Here is a 16463-nt window from a genome sequence, read left to right on the forward strand (position 1 = left end):
CACCTGACGCGGGAGCGTCAGCCGAAGGCGAGGGTCAGCTCGAAGTGGACGGCGTCGAGCAGGGTGACGACGTGCCCGGCGAAGGAGCCGTCGGCGGCCCGGCCGGTCCACCGCGTCACCAGGAACCACTCCCCCGGCGCGCGCCCGAGCAGCACCGCCTCCCCGGCGTCCAGCGGCCGCCCGGACACCCGCTGCTCCCCGTGGTCCGGTCGCAGTCCGGCCCGCAGCAGCACCTCGGTGAGCGAGGCCCGGCCGAGGCCCCGGGAGGGCAGCTCGCGGATCCCGGGCACCGGCGGCAGCAGGCTGCGCTCGTACGACACCACCGCGCCGTCCGCGACCAGCTCTTCGGTCCGCTCCACGCACACGAACTCGTCCTTCTCCAGGCGGAGTTCGGCAGCCAGGGCCGCGTCGTGCGTCTCGCCCACGGCGAGGGTCCGCACGGTGGTGTCCGCGCGCCGCACGGGACGGGCGCGGGCCCAACCGGGCCGGTCCTCCGCCGGGCGACCGTCGAAGACGACGTACGAGCCCTTGCCCGTGCGGGTCGCGATCAGGCCCTCCTCGGACAGTTCGGCGAGGGCCGCGCGGATGGTCGTACGGCTGACGCCGAACCGCTCGGCGAGGGCATGTTCGCCGGGCAGCCGCTCACCGGCTCGGCGGCAGCCGTCGCGGATCTCCCGGGCGAGGATCCGGCTGATCCGCTGGTGCTTCAGTGGCACGCCGGTCACGGCCCGGCCTCGGCGAGCAGGTCGTCGACGGTGGTGACCCGGACCAGCGGCCGGTACAGGTCCATGATCTGCAGGGCCTTGAGGTGGGAGTCGTCGTCCACGCCCGCGCAGGCGTCCGCGACCACCAGTACCTCGGTGCCGGCGTCGGCGGCGGCCAGGGCGGTGGAGAGCACACAGCACTCGGTGCTGACACCGGCCAGGACCAGCCGGTCGTCCGGGCCGACCCGGGCGGCGAGCTCCGGGATCCACTTGCCGAAAGTGGTGGCGTCCACGACATGGCCGGCCAGATCGGCGAACTCGTCGGACAGATGCCAGAGTTCGGCGTCCGGGGGCTGCAGGGCGAAGGGCCATGCGCCGTAGTAGGCGCGCCAGGCCCCGGCCGGTTCCCCGGGGGCCAGGAAGCGGGTGAAGGTGACGCGGTCGGCGAAGGCGGGCAGCAGGCTGCGCACGCCCGCGACCGCGTCGGCGTACCGGGGGGTGGCCCAGGGGCTCGCCGGGTCGGCGAAGACGCGCTGCATGTCGATGACGGCGAGGTGTCCGGCGGTCATGGGTGGAGCGGCCCCTCGCCGGTCACGGGGCTCGGCGCCTGCGCCTCCTGGGCGCGGACCCGGGCCCGGCCCGTCAGCAGGTGGCCGAGGAAGGCGAGCACCAGCGCCACCAGGACGCCGAGGTTGGCGTACGCCCAGGCACCGGCCTTGCCCCCGAGGCCTACGGGGCCGAGCAGGTAGCCCTGCCAGGTGAGCCAGCTCGCCGCGGTGTTGGTGACCAGGCCCCAGCCGACGGCCGTGGTGGCGAGGGTGAGGAGCAGAGGCGGCAGGGGGATGTCGCCGTAGCGGCCGTGCGGGCGGTAGAGGTCGCCGTCGTCGTAGTCGCGGCGGCGCAGGGCGAGGTCGGCGAGGATGATGCCGCACCAGGCGGCGATGGGGACGCCGAGCGTGGTGAGGAAGCCCATGAACTGGCCGAGGAAGTCGCCGGCGAAGAACACGATGTAGACCGAGCCGGCGATCATCAGGAGGCCGTCGAGGAAAGCGGCCAGATAGCGGGGTACCGGCAGGCCGGCCGAGAGCAGGGCGAGGCCCGAGGAGTAGATGTCGAGGACGGCGCCGCCAACGAGGCCGAGGACGGCGACCACGGCGAACGGCACCAGGAACCAGGTGGGCAGGATGGTGGTGAGCGCGCCGATCGGGTCGGCGGCGATGGCCTTGCTCAGCTTCGGCGAGGAACCGGCCAGCAGCAGACCGAAGACCAGCAGGAGCAGCGGGGCCACCGAGGCGCCGAAGGTGGTCCAGCCGATCACCCCACGGCTGGACGAACTCCGGGGCAGATAGCGGGAGTAGTCGGCGGCGGCGTTCACCCAGCCCAGGCCGAAGCCGGTCATCATGAACACCAGCGCGCCGATGAACTCCTGCGCGGAACCCGACGGGACGGCGCTCACCGTGCTCCAGTGGATGTGGCCGACGACGAGAGCGACGTAGACGACGGTGAGGACGCCGGTGATCACGGTGATCGCCGTCTGCAGCCGCATGATCAGGTCGAAGCCCATGACCCCGCCGACGACGGTCAGCGCGGCCACCACCACCAGGGCCGCGATCTGGGTCTCGGTGCCGCCGCCCCAGCCGAGGCGGGCGAAGACGGTCGCGGTGGCCATCGTGGCGAGCGCGGTGAGGACGGTCTCCCAGCCGACGGTGAGCATCCAGGAGATGACCGACGGCAGCCGGTTGCCGCGCACTCCGTACGCCGCCCGGCTGAGCACCATCGTGGGCGCCGAGCCGCGCTTGCCGGCGACCGCGATGAACCCGCACAGCAGGAACGAGACGACGATGCCGAGCACGCCGGCGGCGAGGGCCTGCCCGAAGGAGATCCCGAAGCCGAACGCGAAGGCGCCGTAACTCAGGCCGAGGACGGAGACATTGGCGCCGAACCAGGGCCAGAACAGCGTGCGCGGGGTGCCCTTGCGCTCCGCGTCCCCGATCACGTCGAGGCCGTGCGTCTCCACCTGCATCGCACGGCCGGCGGATCTGCCCCCGGTGCTGCCGAGCGGATCCTGCGGATGCGTCATCGCCGAGCCACCTGCCCTACCTGTCCAGACGTGTCCACTCAAGCTAGGAGTGAGCTGGTGGACCGTCAAGAAGGGGTCTTGGCGAGGACCCGGCGGTACGTACGGTTCAGCGGTCGAACTCCTCCTGGATCGGTGTCTTCGGTTCCTCCCGCAGGTGCTGGGAGAGTCCGGGCTTGCCGCCCGCGCGTGCCTGTTCCGCGCGCTGTGCGGCGGTGCGGTCGAGGTCCGAGTCCGGGTCCACCCGCACCGACCTCGCCACGTCGTCACGGCCGGTGTACTGCTCGGCGGGGATGCCGCGCAGGGCCTTGACGACCTCCTCCGACGCACCAGCCGCACGCGCGGCCGTGACCAGGCGCTCCTTGTCGGCCGGGTACGACACGTCCTTCAGTGCGTCCAGCACCTCGGGGACGCTGGTGTGTGCCGTGCTCATGGCTCCTCCCTCACTCGTCGCCTTCCTCGGCGTTCTCGTCCGCGGTGTCCTCACCCTCGGCCTGGGACGGGGTCGTACGCGGCGGCTGCTCGTCCTCCGCCATGCCCGGCTCCCACTCGCCCTCTGCCTGCGAAGGGGTGCTCTCACTCATCGGGCGTCCCACACGCGTCCGTGCCGGTTCCGAAGACCCCGAGTACCCGTCCCTCGCCCCGCCATGACCGGGGAGAACTCCCGCCTGCCATGACCGGCGGAATCCGTGAATCCGCTGCCGGGGGATGGGTACCTGAGCGGTCCCGGCGCAGTATGCGGCGCCGGCGTACGGCCCCAGAACCATCTCACCGCCTGGAGGAGCCATGGCGGGTATCCGCCCCCCCCAGATCTGCAGAAAGCCCTGTCCGGCGCCGAATACCCGGCCGACACGGAGCAGCTCAAGAAGGTCGCCAGGGACAACCATGCCTCCAAGGAGATCACCGACCGCATCGCCCACCTCGGTAAGAAGGAGTTCCAGAACCCGGCCGAGGTGAGCGAGGCGGTCTTCCAGGACGAGTGACCGACCACGGGGGTACGGCGGCCGGGGCACACCGCCCCGGCCGCCGTACGCCCACGCGCGCCCGCACTCAGTCCACGGCACGGACGGCCGGCAGGCCCAGCTCGACGAGGTGGGATCGCCGCAGGTCATGGCGAGGACGCCGGGTGCGTCTCCTGCCCTTCGCCGGGTGCCCTGGAGAAACCGGCTCCCGCAGGGTGCGCAGCAGCAGCCGGCTCAACGCCGGCATGAGGACGAGCGGGGTGAGGGCCGTCCGCAGGGAGGTGGCATCGGCGAGCCGGCCGATCAGCGGGCTCGTCAGTCCACCGACGCTGACGGCCAGGCCGAGAGTGACCCCGCCGGCCGTACCGACGCGGGAGGGCAGATAGTCCTGGCCCAGCGTCACCTGGAGGGAGAACGACACATACAGACCGGCGGAGGTCAGCGCCACGCACCCGTACAGAGCGGGACCGGGGACGAACACCACCCCGGCCACCGACACGACCGACACCGCATAGGACCAGCGGCACACCGTGACCCGGTCCCACCGCTCCGCCAGCGCGCCGCCCAGCACGGAGCCGACGGCGCCGCCGAGATAGAGCACGAACAGCGCGGCGGTGCCGGCGGCCGCGCTTCCTCCCGGGCGCTGCTCGGCGTACAGGGACAGGAAGGTGCTCAGCCCGACGACGCGGTGTTGCTGGATCAGCTGAGGGTCTCGCCCCAGCAGCCCCTGCACCTGCCCACGACCTCTGCGCCGCTGCTGCGCGCACTGTGCGACATCCTGCGCGCGGACCCGGCCGACGCCCGCACCCTGGCCGAGCTGGGCCGGGAGGTCGGGGCGAGCGACCGTACCCTCTCCCGGCTGTTCCGCGGCGACCTCGGCATGACGTTCCCGCAGTGGCGCACCCAGTTGCGGCTGCACCACGCCCTGGTCCTGCTGGCGGAGCGGACTCCGGTCACGACGGTGGCGCATCGGTGCGGCTGGTCCTCGGCCAGCGCGTTCATCGACGTCTTCCGGCGCACTTTCGGGCACACCCCGGGCTCCCGGCCGGCCGAGCACCTGGGGTAGGCGGCGCCGAGCGCCGCGGCGTGGAACAGGGCACCGACCGCGCCGCCGGCCCACGGCCGCGGGCCGGGCGGGGTGCGGAAGATCCACGGCGTCGGGGCCGTGACCAGGAACGCACCCACGTCGGCGAGGCTCGCGTGCGCGTGCCGACGCGCCGAGGGAGCGCCGCGAACCGCTCTTGTCGCGGAACCTCCCGTGAGCGTCTCCGCCGCCCGCGGACGCGCGGTACGGCGCCGGCGGCTTGAGCAGCCGTAGCCACGTTCCCCCGCACGCCTGCCGAGGGAGCCACGTCGGCGGCGTGGCGCGTGCGGCGTCGGAGCGGTCCGCGGTGAGGATGGCGAGCGGGAGCAGCCGGCTGGGAGGTGGGTATGACGGTGAACCGTGTCGGCCTCGTGGTGCACGGCGGCCGTGCCGAGGCCGTGGCCGCCGCGCGAGTGGTGCGCGAGTGGTGCGCGGAGCACGCCGTGGGGTGCGCGGACATCGACGTGTGGCGGGAAGGGGCGCGGCACAGTGCCCGGGAGGAGGTCGACTCGGCGGGCGATCCCGACCTCATCCTCACCCTCGGCGGGGACGGCACCTTTCTGCGCGGCGCACGGCTGGCGGCCGAGAACGACGCCCTGGTCCTCGGCGTCGACCTCGGCCGCGTCGGCTTTCTCACCGAGGTCCCGGCCTCGGGGGTGCGGGAGGCGCTGGACGCGGTCCGGTCCGAGCGGATCACCGTGGAGAGCCGGATGCTCCTCACCATGCGGGCGTCCTGCCGGCTGGAGGTGCCCGCACAGATGGAGGCGCTGTTGCGGTACGGCCGCGGGCCGATGCTGCCGCCGCCCCGGGTGCGTGGGGAGTGCGAGGCGGGCGGCGAGTGGGGCGTCGCGCTGGACGTCACCGCGCTCAACGACGTCGTCGTGGAGAAGCTCGCCAGGGACCGGCAGGTGTCGGTCGGTGTCTATCTGGCCGGCCGGCTCCTGGCCAGCTACTCCGCCGACGCGCTGCTGGTGGCCACGCCCACGGGCTCCACCGCGTACAGCTTCGCCGCCGGCGGGCCGGTGGTCTCGCCGCGCGCGGAGGGCCTGATCTTCACGCCGGTGGCCCCGCACATGGTGTTCAACCGCTCGGTGGTGGCCGCCCCCGACGAGCCCGTCGCGCTGCGGATCCTCGATCGGTCGGGCCAGGCGGCCGTCAGTATCGACGGCCAGTTGCGCGGTGTGCTGAGCCCCGGGGACTGGATCGGCGTGTACGCCGCACCGCGCCGGCTGAAGGCGGTCCGGCTGGGCCCGATGGACTTCTACGGCCGGCTGCGCGAGCGGATGAACCTCACCGACGCGCCTGCCGCGCTCGCCGACGGGGAAGCCGCTCCGCTGTGGCCGGTGACCACACCCCGGCCGGGCGACCTGGCCCACCTCGCGCTGCCGCCGGGTCCCGAGGACGGACGTCGGCTGTCCTGAGATCCGGCGGTGTACGGCGCTGCCGTGACGCCGTGTCAGTCCGTCGAGGACGCCTCTCGCTTGGGCAGCTTCCAGTTCGGTCGCGGGAAGTGGCAGGTGTAGCCGTTGGGGTAGCGCTCCAGATAGTCCTGGTGCTCGGGCTCCGCCTCCCAGAAGTCGCCCACGGGCTCCACCTCCGTGACCACCTTGCCCGGCCACAGCCCGCTCGCCTCCACGTCCGCGATCGTGTCCACGGCGACGCGGTGCTGCTCCTCGTCGCCGTAGAAGATGGCGGACCGGTAGCTGCGCCCGATGTCGTTGCCCTGGCGGTCCCGCGTGGTCGGGTCGTGGATCTGGAAGAAGAACTCCAGGATGTCGCGGTAGCTCGTCACCGTGGGATCGAAGACGATCTCGATGGCCTCGGCGTGGTCGCCGTGGTCGCGGTACGTGGCGTTCGGCGTGTCACCGCCGCTGTAGCCGACGCGTGTGGACACCACGCCGGGCTGCTTGCGGACCAGATCCTGCATGCCCCAGAAACAACCGCCCGCCAGGACGGCCCGCTCGGTTCCCACGGTCATCGGTCACTCCCTGAAGCTCCAGCCCGGCGCGGTCGTCGACACGCCGGTTCGATGGTCACCCAGCCTAATACGGCCCGCGCGCGACCGACTTTCACCGCCCTGGGCACGCAGTCCCCGGCAACGGGAGTCCAGATGGACGAGTTGGTCTAGTCCTCTTGACGGGGCGACTCACCGGCGCTTTGGTATGTACCAACTCGGCTCGCACGGCACCATCCCACCACTCCACGCCCGAGGCATCCCCAGAAGGGGCACTGTCATGCACCTGGCAAAATTTGCGGCTTCCGCCTGCGCGCTCGCGCTCGCCGCCACCGGCGCCGCCGTGGCTCTGGCACCGGCCGGCAGCGCCGCGGCGGCGAGCAGCGTCTACTCCGTGGCTCCCTACGTCGACATGTCCAACAGTCAGGAAGGACTCCTCGACACCGCCATCACCGGACACCAACTCAAGGCCTACACCGCGGCGTTCGTCCTCGGCGAGGGCTGCAACCAGATCTGGGGCGACACGCTCCCGATCGGCAACGACTCCTACACCGACCCCGAGTTGGCCAAGGCGAAGTCCGAGGGCGCCTCGGTCATCATCTCCTCCGGCGGGGCGAGCGGCGAACCGCTCGCCTGGACCTGCTCCACCCAGAGCAGCATCGACGCCGGGTACCAGGCCCTCATCAACGACTACGGCGTCACCCGGCTCGACTTCGACGTCGAGGGCGCCGCCGTCGCGGACACCTCGGCCGCGGCCCGCCAGATGCAGGCGATGAAGGACCTCAAGGCGTCCAACCCCGGCCTGCAGTTCTCCATGACCCTGCCGGTCCTGACCAGCGGCCTCACCAACGACGGCGTCAACATCCTCAAGGCCGCGAAGAACGCGGGCATCAGGATCGACGTGGTCAACATCATGGCGATGGACTACTACGCCGGCACGGGCACCGAGATGGGCCAGGGCGCGATCGACGCGGCCAGGGCCACACTGGCGCAGATGCAGTCCGTCGACTCCGGTTACACCTACGCCAACCTCGGCATCACCCCGATGATCGGCAAGAACGACGACGGCTCCACGTTCACCCTGGCCGACGCCCGGACCGTGGAGAACTTCGCCGCGCAGAACGGCGTCGGGCGGCTCGCCTTCTGGTCCGTCAACCGGGACCAGCCGTGCGGCGGAAGCGCCAACTCGCTGCCCACGTGCAGCGAGATCAGCCAGAACAGCCTGGCGTTCACGGACGCGTTCGTGCCCTACGAAGGCAGCTCGGGCGGCGGCGGAGGCACGACGAGTGACTTCTCCCTGTCCCTGTCGCCGGGCTCCGCCTCGGTTGCCCAGGGCGGCTCGGCGACCGCGACCGTCGCCACGGCCGTCACCTCGGGCAGCTCCGAATCCGTCAGCCTCTCCGCCTCCGGCGCGCCCTCCGGCGTCAGCATCTCCTTCAGCCCCGCGTCCGTGACATCCGGCGGCACCTCGACGCTGACGGCGACGGCCGGCTCGTCCGCGGCCGCGGGCACCTACCCCATCACCGTCACCGGCAGCGCGGCCGGCGGCAGCCACAGCGCCACCTACACGCTCACCGTCACCTCCAGCGGCGGTGGGGGCGGAGGCGGCGGGGGCTCCCTGACCAACGCCGGTTTCGAAACCGGCAGCCTGAGCCCCTGGACCTGCACGGGCGGCAGCACGGTGGTGACCGGCCCGGTCCACAGCGGCAGCCACGCCCTCCAGGTCACGCCGAGCTCCAGCAGCACCGGCGAATGCGACCAGACCGTCATCCTGTCCCCCAACCACAGCTACACGCTCACCGGTTGGGTCCAGGGCCCCTACGCATACATCGGGGTCAGCGGCGGCGCCAGCACCTGGTCCAGCAACACGAGTTGGAACCAGCTGACGGTCAACTTCACCACGGGCAGCAGCGGAACCGTCACCGTCTACGTCCACGGCTGGTACGGCCAGGGCAACGTCCACGCCGACGACTTCACCCTCGGCTAGGCATCACCCACCCCACCACACATGCGGCGCACCTCCTCCAGGGGCGGTGCGCCGCAGCCGACTGCCACTTGTGGCGGCCGCCGACGTGCCCGAATCCCGCCGTGTCCTTGGACGGCGGCCGGGTCTCCGGAACTGGTCGCGGCGATGGCGGACTTCCTCGCCGAGCACCGGTGAGTACCCAGAATTTCCATGCTCGGGGCGGTCGCTGACGACCCGTCCAAGGCTACTGTGCGCCGTACACCGGCTGCGGGGGCCTCGTCTCGGCGAGTAGCTTCAGGGTTGCCTCGCCCGCCTCCGTCGGGGTCCAGCGGGCACCCTTGTCGGTCGTGGGCCCCCGGCGCCAGCCCTCCATGACGGTGATGCGGCCGCCCTCTGACTCGAAGACCCGGCCCGTGACCCCGGCGGAGGCGGCGGAGCCGAGCCAGACCACGAGCGGGGAGACGTTCTCCGGAGCCATGGTGTCGAAACCGCCGTCCTGCGGGGCGGCCATGGTCTCGGCGAAGGTCCGCTCCGTCATCCGGGTCCGCGCGGCCGGGGCGATGGCGTTGACCTGGACGCCGTAGCGGCCCAGTTCGGCGGCGGCGACCAGGGTCAGGCCGACGATCCCGGCCTTGGCGGCGGAGTAGTTGCCCTGGCCGACGCTGCCCAGCAGCCCCGCTCCGGAGCTGGTGTTGATCACCCGGGCCTCGGGCATGCGGCCCGCCTTGGCCTCGGCGCGCCAGTGTGCGGCGGCGTGCCTGAGCGACAGGAAGTGACCCTTGAGATGGACCCGGACAACCGCGTCCCAGGCGTCCTCGTCGAGGTTGACGAGCATGCGGTCCCGCAGGAATCCGGCGTTGTTGACCAGCGTGTCCAGGCGGCCGTAGGTCTCCAGGGCGGTGGCCACGAGGGAGGCCGCGCCCTCAGTGGTGGTGATGTCGCCTCCGTGCGCGACCGCCTCGCCGCCGAGCGCGCGGATCTCGTCCACGACCTGCTGAGCCGGTCCGCCGGTCCCGCCCGTGCCGTCGAGACCGACACCGAGGTCGTTGACGACCACCTTGGCTCCCTCGGCGGCGAAGGCGAGGGCATGGGCGCGGCCCAGGCCGCGGCCCGCACCGGTGATCACGGCCACGCGGCCGGTGCACAGTCCGGTCATAGGGGACAGTCCTTTCGTCGAATCCGGCAGGATGCGCTACTTGTTGACGCCGGCCGCGTCGAGGAACGCCGGGCGCTCCCCTCCACCGTGGACGTGCAGGCTCGCCCCGCTGATGTAGCCGGCCCGGTCGCAGGCGAGGAAGACGCAGGCGTCGCCGATGTCGGCGGGCGCGGCCAGGCGGCCGAGCGGGACGGTGCGGCCGACGGCGGCGATGCCGTCCTCGTCCCCGTAGTGCAGGTGCGACAGTTCGGTGCGGACCATGCCGGGGACGACCGTGTTGACCCGCACCCGCGGCGCCCATTCCACGGCCATGGAGCGGGCGAGGCTGTCCAGGCCGGCCTTGGCCGCGCCGTACGCCGCGGTGCCCGGTGACGGGCGGGTTCCGCTGACGCTGCCGATCATCACGATGGAGCCGCCGCTCCGCTGCTCGCGCATCACCTCGTACGCGGCGAGCGACGCGGCGAGGGGGGCGAGGAGGTTCAGCTCCACGACCCGGGCGTGCCGTACGGCTCCGCCCTCGCCGAGCATCCGGAAGGGGGTGCCCCCGGCGTTGTTGACGAGGGTGTCGAGGCGGCCGTACTCGCCTCGCACCTGCTCGAAGAAGGCGCCGACCGCGTCCTCGTCGCGCAGGTCGACGGGGAGGAAGCGAGCCGTGCGGCCGGCCGCCTCGACCGGCTCGTCCGGGGGCCGGCGCGCGCAGGTCACGACGTCGGCGCCGGCCTCCAGGAACGCCCGGGCGATGCCGGCGCCGACGCCCCGGGTTCCGCCGGTGACGACCGTGACGCGTCCGGTGAGATCGATGACCGCCGCCAAAGGACACCTCCCGCAGCACGCGCTCCGCTGCTACCTTCTCGCCTAACAAACGTTTGGTGGAAAGGTAGCTGATCTGCTCATGGGTGTCTCCACCTCCGTCCCCGAAGAAGGCGTCGCCGTCGTCACCGTGGACTTCCCGCCGGTCAACGCCCTTCCCGTGCAGGGCTGGTACGAACTGGCCGCCTGCGTGCGCGCCGTCGGCGCCGATCCGAAGGTCCGGTGCGCTGTACTCACCGCCGAGGGCCGCGGCTTCAACGCCGGTGTCGACATCAAGGAGATGCAGCGCACGGCCGGGCACGAGGCCCTCGTCGGCGCCAACCGGGGCTGCTACGAGGCGTTCGCCGCCGTGTACGACTGCGAGGTCCCGGTGATCGCCGCCGTACAGGGCTTCTGTCTGGGCGGCGGCATCGGGCTGGCCGGAAACGCCGACGCGATCGTGGCCGCCGACGACGCGGTGTTCGGCCTGCCCGAGCTGGACCGTGGCGCTCTCGGCGCGGCCACCCATCTCGCCCGGCTGGTGCCCCAGCACCTGATGCGGGCCCTGTACTACACCTCCCGCACCGTCACCGCCGAGGAGCTGCACCGGCACGGCTCGGTGTGGCGGGTGGTCCCGCGCGCGCAACTCTACGCCGCCACCCTGGAGTTGGCCCGGGAGATCGCCGCCAAGGACGGGTCCCTGATCCGGCTGGCCAAGGCTGCGATCAACGGCATCGACCCGGTCGACGTGCGCCGCAGCTACCGGTTCGAGCAGGGCTTCACCTTCGAGGCCAATCTCAGCGGCGTCGCCGACCGCGTCCGCGACACCTTCGGCAAGGACGGGGAATCCGTCGGCAAGGGCCGCGAATCCGTCGGCACGGACCGGGAGCAGCGGTCGTGAGCAGGGACAAGACGATGACCGCCGAAGAGGTCGTCGGCCGGCTGGACAGCGGCATGACGATCGGCATCGGCGGCTGGGGTTCGCGACGCAAGCCGATGGCGCTGGTGCGGGCGCTGCTGCGCTCGGACGTCACCGATCTGACCGTCGTCTCCTACGGCGGCCCCGACGTAGGTCTGCTGGCCGCCGCGGGCAGGATCCGCACACTGGTCGCGGCCTTCGCCACCCTCGACTCCATCCCCCTGGAGCCGCACTTCACTGCGGCCCGGCAGCGGGGCGCGCTGGAACTGGTGGAGCTGGACGAGGCCATGTTCATGTGGGGGCTGACGGCCGCCGCGCACCGGCTGCCCTTCATGCCGGTCCGGGCCGGTCTCGGATCCGATGTGATGAGGGTCAACCCCCGCCTGCGGACGGTGCGTTCGCCGTACGAGGACGGCGAGGAGCTCGTCGCCGTCCCGGCCCTGCGCCTGGACGCCGCGCTGGTGCACCTCAACCGGGCGGACGTACACGGCAACGCGCAGTACCTCGGTCCCGACCCGTACTTCGACGACCTGTTCTGCGAGGCCGCCGACGCCGCGTACGTCTCCTGCGAGCGGATCGTGGACAGCTCCGATCTGCTCAAGGCCGCCGGGCCACAGACGCTGCTGGTCAAGCGCGCGTTCGTGAACGGCGTCGTGGAGACACCGCACGGCGCCCACTTCACCTCCTGCGTCCCCGACCACGACCGTGACGAGGCGTTCCAGCGGGCCTACGCGCGGGCCGCCCGCGACCCGGAGGCCTGGCGGGCCTTCGGCGAGCGGTTCCTGTCCGGCGACGAGGCCGCGTACCAGGCCGCGGTGGCGGCGTTCCACGAGGAGGTCGCGGCAGATGAGTGAGGCCCGTACGGCGACGACGGCGACGCGCGCCGAGTACTGCGTCCTGGCCTGCGCCGAGGTCTGGCGCGGTGCGGGGGAGGTTCTGGCCAGCCCGATGGGCACCGTCCCGACGATCGGGGCCCGGCTGGCGAAGCTGACCTTCTCCCCCGACCTGCTGCTGACCGACGGCGAGGCGCTGCTGATCGGTGACGTCCCGGCGGTCGGTGCCAGGGCCGGGGTGGTCGAGGGCTGGCTTCCGTTCCGGCAGCACCTGGCGCTGGTGGCGACCGGGCGGCGGCACGTGATGATGGGCGCGAGCCAGCTCGACCCGTACGGCAACCAGAACATCTCCTGCATCGGCGACTGGGCGAGGCCCACCAGGCAGCTGCTGGGCGTACGTGGTGCCCCCGCCAACACCCTCAACCATCCGACCAGTTACTGGGTGCCGCGACACTCGAAGCGGGTGTTCGTCGAGCGGGTGGACATGGTCTGCGGCGTCGGCCACGACCGTGCCGCCGCGGCCGGTCCCTCCGCGTCCCGCCACCACCGCATCGCCGATGTCGTCACCGACCTGGGCGTCCTCGACTTCCGGACGCCCGACCGGACGATGCGGCTGCGCTCCCTGCACCCCGGGGTCACGGTCGAGCAGGTGGCCGAGGCCACCGGCTTCGCGCTCACGGTCCCGGACGAGGTGCCGTACACCCGGGACCCCACCTCCGCAGAGCTGCGGCTGATCCGCGAGGTCATCGACCCGAGGGCGCTGCGCGACCGCGAGGTGCCGGCGTGAGCGACTTCGCGATCGCCACCCCACTGACCGAGCTCGTCGGTGTGCGGCACCCCATCGTGCAGACCGGCATGGGCTGGGTGGCCGGTCCGCGGCTGGTGTCGGCCACCGCCGACGCGGGCGCGCTCGGGATCCTCGCCTCGGCCACCATGACGACCGACCAGCTGCGCGCGGCCGTCCGCGAGGTCAAGTCCCGTACCGACGCGCCCTTCGGGGTCAATCTGCGGGCGGACGCCTCGAACGCGGCCGAACGGGTGCGGATCGTCATCGAGGAGGGGGTGCGGGTCGCCTCGTTCGCGCTCGCGCCCTCACGGGAACTGATCGCCCGGCTCAAGGACGCGGGAGTGGTGGTCATCCCGTCCATCGGCGCGCGGCGGCACGCGGAGAAGGTGGCCGCGTGGGGCGCCGACGCGGTGGTGGTGCAGGGCGGGGAGGGCGGCGGGCACACCGGGAAGGTCGCCACCAGCGTTCTGCTCCCGCAGGTGGTGGACGCGGTCGGTATCCCGGTCGTCGCGGCCGGCGGCTTCCACGACGGACGCGGCCTGGTCGCCGCGCTCGCCTACGGTGCCGCCGGGATCGCCATGGGCACCCGCTTCCTGCTCACGTCCGACAGCACGGTGCCCGACGCGGTCAAGGCCCGGTATCTGGCGGCCACGGTGGACGACATCATCGTCACGACCAAGGTCGACGGACTCCCCCACCGGATGCTGCGCACCCAGCTGGTCGACTCCCTCGAACGGTCGGGCCGGGCGACCGCGCTGCTGCGCGCCGTACGTCACGCGGCGTCCTTCAAGGCGCTGTCCGGCATGAGCTGGGCGCGGATGGTCCGCGACGGTATGGCGATGAGGCACGGCAAGGACCTGACGTGGAGCCAGGTCCTGCTGGCCGCCAACACCCCCATGCTGCTCAGGGCGTCGATGGTCGAGGGCCGGACCGACCTCGGTGTGATGGCCTCCGGCCAGGTCGCCGGTCTGATCGACGATCTGCCGTCCTGTGTCGAGCTCGTCGACCGGATCATGGCGGAGGCCCGGGCCGCGCTCCGCGGACTGCCGCCGGCCGAGTAGCGGACTCCCTGGTGTCAGAGCCGCTCGATGATGGTGACGTTGGCCTGGCCGCCGCCCTCGCACATGGTCTGCAGGCCGTAGCGTCCGCCGGTGCGTTCCAGTTCGTGCAGCAGCGTGGTCATGAGCTTGGTACCGGTGGCGCCCAGCGGGTGGCCGAGGGCGATGGCACCGCCGTTGACGTTGACCCTCTCCGGGTCGGCGCCGGTCTCCTTCAGCCAGGCGAGCACCACCGGGGCGAAGGCCTCGTTGATCTCCACGAGGTCGATCTCGTCGAGGGTCATCCCGGCCTTCTTCAGCGCGTACGCCGTGGCCGGGATCGGCGCGGACAGCATCCGGATGGGGTCCTCGCCGCGCACCGACAGGTGGTGGACACGGGCGCGGGGCGTCAGACCGTGTTCCCGTACGGCCCGTTCGCTCGCGATCAGCAGGGCCGAGGCGCCGTCGGAGACCTGGGAGGAGACGGCGGCGGTCAGCCGGCCGCCGTCGACCACCGGCTTCAGGGCCGCCATCTTCTCCAGTGTGGTGTCGCGACGGGGGCCCTCGTCCCGGGTCACCTCGCCATAGGGGACGAGTTCGCGGTCGAAGCGGCCCTCGTCGATGGCGCGGACGGCCCGCCGATGGGAGCGCAACGCGAACTCCTCCATGTCCCGGCGGGAGATGCCCCACTTCTCGGCGATCATCTCGGCGCCGGCGAACTGGTTGACCGGCCGGTCGCCGTAGCGGGCCCGCCAGCCCTCGGAGCCGGCGTAGGGGCCCTGGGTGAGCCCGAGGGGTTCGGCGGCCTGGCGGGTGGCGAAGGCGATCGGGATCATCGACATGTTCTGCACACCGCCGGCGACCACCAGGTCCTGGGTGCCCGAGAGCACCCCCTGTGCGGCGAAGTGCAGGGCCTGCTGGGAGGAGCCGCACTGGCGGTCCACCGTCACCCCCGGCACCTCCTCGGGCAGCCCGGCGGCCAGCCAGCAGGTGCGGGCGATGTCGCCGGCCTGCGGGCCGACGGTGTCCACGCAGCCGAGGACGACGTCCTCGACGGCGGCCGGGTCGACGCCCGAGCGCTCCATCAGCGCCGTCAGCGCATGGGCGCCGAGATCGGCCGGGTGGACGCACGCGAGCCCGCCGCCGCGCCTGCCGACCGGCGTGCGGACCGCTTCGACGATGTATGCCTCCGTCATGGCCACTCCTTGGGTGATCGGTGGTGTCTGCGGTGTCAGTGGAAACGCGGTCGGCTCACCTGGTACCCGGACCCTTCCGGCACACGGCGCCCGCAGGGTTCAGGCGTGCTGACTGCTGACGGACAGGACCTCGCCGGTCAGGTACGAGGAGTAGCCGCTGGCCAGGAAGACGATGACGTTGGCCACCTCCCACGGCTCGGCCCAGCGGCCGAACGCCTCGCGGGTGGTCAGTTCCTCCAGCAGTTCCGGCGTGGTGACCTTCGCCAGGTGCGGGTGCATGGCGAGGCTGGGCGAGACGGCGTTGACCCGCACGCCGTACTCCGCGGCCTCCACGGCGGCGCAGCGGGTGAGGGCCATGACCCCGGCCTTGGCGGCGGCGTAGTGCGCCTGGCCCCGCTGCGCCCGCCAGCCGATCACCGAGGCGTTGTTGACGACGACGCCCCCGGCGCCCGCCGCCCTCATCCGGCGCAGCGCGGCGCGGGTGCAGCGGAAGGTGCCGGTGAGGGTGACGTCGAGGACCTTGGCCCACTGCTCGTCGGTCATCTCGACCAGGTCGGCGGTGCCGCCGAGTCCGGCGTTGTTGACGACGACGTCCAGGCGCCCGTGCCGCTCCGCCACGAAGTCGAAGAGCGCGGCGACCTGCTCCTCGTCGGTGACGTCGCAGGGCAGTGCGGCGACGCGGTCCGCGCCGAACTCCGCGGCCAGCGCCGCCTCCGACTCCTTGAGCCTGCGGGCGTGGGCGTCGGAGAGCACGATCTGGGCGCCTTCCTCCAGCAGCCGGCGGGCGGTCGCCCCGCCGATACCGGCGCCCGCGGCGGCGGTGACCACGGCGGTACGGCCGTGCAGGAGGGCGTGCGCGGGGACGTAGGACGGTGGGGGCGTGGTCACGGGCGGGCCTCCTTCGACAGGCCGAGGACGCACTCGGCGATGAGGGCGAACTCGCCGGTCGCAGCTCATGGGCGGCTCCGGACACCCCTCGACGGCTGACGGGACGTCAGG

At 72.4% G+C, this 16463-nt stretch carries 18 protein-coding genes; 8 read left to right on the plus strand and 10 right to left on the minus strand.

The window, feature by feature from the left end:
• Nucleotides 1–17: 17 nt before the first annotated feature.
• The 5 genes from ACFYOH_RS23500 to ACFYOH_RS23520 form a co-directional block, all read right to left on the minus strand.
• Nucleotides 18–716, minus strand: coding sequence for a GntR family transcriptional regulator (locus ACFYOH_RS23500; RefSeq protein ID WP_388628588.1), 699 nt, complete (start codon nt 714–716; stop codon nt 18–20).
• A 5-nt stretch (nt 717–721) separates the two neighbouring features.
• Nucleotides 722–1273, minus strand: a complete 552-nt coding sequence (locus ACFYOH_RS23505; RefSeq protein WP_388628590.1) for a cysteine hydrolase family protein — start codon at nt 1271–1273, stop codon at nt 722–724.
• A complete protein-coding gene (locus tag ACFYOH_RS23510) occupies nt 1270–2784 on the minus strand; it encodes a purine-cytosine permease family protein (protein WP_388628593.1) in 1515 nt (504 codons plus the stop codon). The genes ACFYOH_RS23505 and ACFYOH_RS23510 overlap by 4 nt, the downstream gene beginning before the upstream one ends.
• A 106-nt stretch (nt 2785–2890) precedes the next feature.
• Entirely contained in the window at nt 2891–3214 is a 324-nt protein-coding gene (locus ACFYOH_RS23515) for a DUF2795 domain-containing protein (protein WP_388628596.1), read from the minus strand.
• A gap of 10 nt (nt 3215–3224) precedes the next feature.
• On the minus strand, nt 3225–3365 hold the full coding sequence (locus ACFYOH_RS23520; RefSeq protein WP_388628599.1) for a hypothetical protein: 141 nt from the start codon (nt 3363–3365) through the stop codon (nt 3225–3227).
• Nucleotides 3366–3470: 105 nt separating this feature from the next.
• On the opposite strand from ACFYOH_RS23520, the gene ACFYOH_RS23525 reads away from it, so the two are divergent.
• The 3 genes from ACFYOH_RS23525 to ACFYOH_RS23535 all read left to right on the plus strand — a co-directional run bounded on the left by ACFYOH_RS23525 (nt 3471) and on the right by ACFYOH_RS23535 (nt 6248).
• Nucleotides 3471–3764 (plus strand): DUF2795 domain-containing protein, encoded by a 294-nt coding sequence (locus tag ACFYOH_RS23525; protein WP_388628601.1) that lies wholly within the window; start codon nt 3471–3473, stop codon nt 3762–3764.
• A 361-nt stretch (nt 3765–4125) separates the two neighbouring features.
• The gene (locus ACFYOH_RS23530) at nt 4126–4809 is read left to right on the plus strand and encodes a helix-turn-helix transcriptional regulator (protein WP_388629241.1); all 684 of its coding nucleotides are present in this window, start codon (nt 4126–4128) and stop codon (nt 4807–4809) included.
• 365 nt (nt 4810–5174) lie between these two features.
• Nucleotides 5175–6248: an NAD(+)/NADH kinase gene (locus ACFYOH_RS23535; protein WP_388628604.1), complete on the plus strand. Its 1074-nt coding sequence runs from the start codon at nt 5175–5177 to the stop codon at nt 6246–6248.
• Nucleotides 6249–6283: 35 nt separating this feature from the next.
• Here ACFYOH_RS23535 and msrA read toward each other — a convergent pair whose 3' ends face one another.
• Nucleotides 6284–6805 (minus strand): peptide-methionine (S)-S-oxide reductase MsrA, encoded by a 522-nt coding sequence (msrA, locus tag ACFYOH_RS23540; protein ID WP_388628607.1) that lies wholly within the window; start codon nt 6803–6805, stop codon nt 6284–6286.
• 256 nt (nt 6806–7061) lie between these two features.
• Here msrA and ACFYOH_RS23545 point away from each other — a divergent pair, with 256 nt between their 5' ends.
• Complete coding sequence (locus ACFYOH_RS23545) at nt 7062–8768, plus strand: carbohydrate binding domain-containing protein (protein ID WP_388628610.1); 1707 nt, start codon at nt 7062–7064, stop codon at nt 8766–8768.
• 223 nt (nt 8769–8991) lie between these two features.
• Here the strand turns inward: ACFYOH_RS23545 and ACFYOH_RS23550 are convergent, their stop codons facing one another.
• Entirely contained in the window at nt 8992–9903 is a 912-nt protein-coding gene (locus ACFYOH_RS23550; protein ID WP_388628613.1) for an SDR family oxidoreductase, read from the minus strand.
• A gap of 36 nt (nt 9904–9939) precedes the next feature.
• Nucleotides 9940–10716, minus strand: a complete 777-nt coding sequence (locus ACFYOH_RS23555) for an SDR family oxidoreductase (RefSeq protein WP_388628616.1) — start codon at nt 10714–10716, stop codon at nt 9940–9942.
• A gap of 79 nt (nt 10717–10795) precedes the next feature.
• Here ACFYOH_RS23555 and ACFYOH_RS23560 point away from each other — a divergent pair, with 79 nt between their 5' ends.
• From ACFYOH_RS23560 to ACFYOH_RS23575, 4 genes are read left to right on the plus strand one after another with little or no spacing between them, the layout of a single operon-like run.
• Complete coding sequence (locus ACFYOH_RS23560) at nt 10796–11593, plus strand: enoyl-CoA hydratase family protein (RefSeq protein ID WP_388628619.1); 798 nt, start codon at nt 10796–10798, stop codon at nt 11591–11593.
• A 14-nt stretch (nt 11594–11607) separates the two neighbouring features.
• Nucleotides 11608–12465, plus strand: coding sequence for a CoA transferase subunit A (locus tag ACFYOH_RS23565; RefSeq protein ID WP_388629244.1), 858 nt, complete (start codon nt 11608–11610; stop codon nt 12463–12465).
• Entirely contained in the window at nt 12458–13231 is a 774-nt protein-coding gene (locus ACFYOH_RS23570) for a CoA-transferase subunit beta (protein WP_388628622.1), read from the plus strand. The genes ACFYOH_RS23565 and ACFYOH_RS23570 overlap by 8 nt, the downstream gene beginning before the upstream one ends.
• A gap of 11 nt (nt 13232–13242) precedes the next feature.
• Nucleotides 13243–14292, plus strand: a complete 1050-nt coding sequence (locus ACFYOH_RS23575; RefSeq protein ID WP_388629247.1) for an NAD(P)H-dependent flavin oxidoreductase — start codon at nt 13243–13245, stop codon at nt 14290–14292.
• A 14-nt stretch (nt 14293–14306) separates the two neighbouring features.
• Here ACFYOH_RS23575 and ACFYOH_RS23580 read toward each other — a convergent pair whose 3' ends face one another.
• Together ACFYOH_RS23580 and ACFYOH_RS23585 are read right to left on the minus strand one after the other, a co-directional pair.
• Nucleotides 14307–15464, minus strand: coding sequence for an acetyl-CoA C-acetyltransferase (locus ACFYOH_RS23580; RefSeq protein WP_388628624.1), 1158 nt, complete (start codon nt 15462–15464; stop codon nt 14307–14309).
• Nucleotides 15465–15563: 99 nt separating this feature from the next.
• Nucleotides 15564–16352, minus strand: coding sequence for an SDR family oxidoreductase (locus ACFYOH_RS23585; protein WP_388628627.1), 789 nt, complete (start codon nt 16350–16352; stop codon nt 15564–15566).
• Nucleotides 16353–16463: the final 111 nt, after the last annotated feature.

Source organism: Streptomyces sp. NPDC007856, assembly GCF_042868225.1.
Lineage (GTDB): Bacteria > Actinomycetota > Actinomycetes > Streptomycetales > Streptomycetaceae > Streptomyces.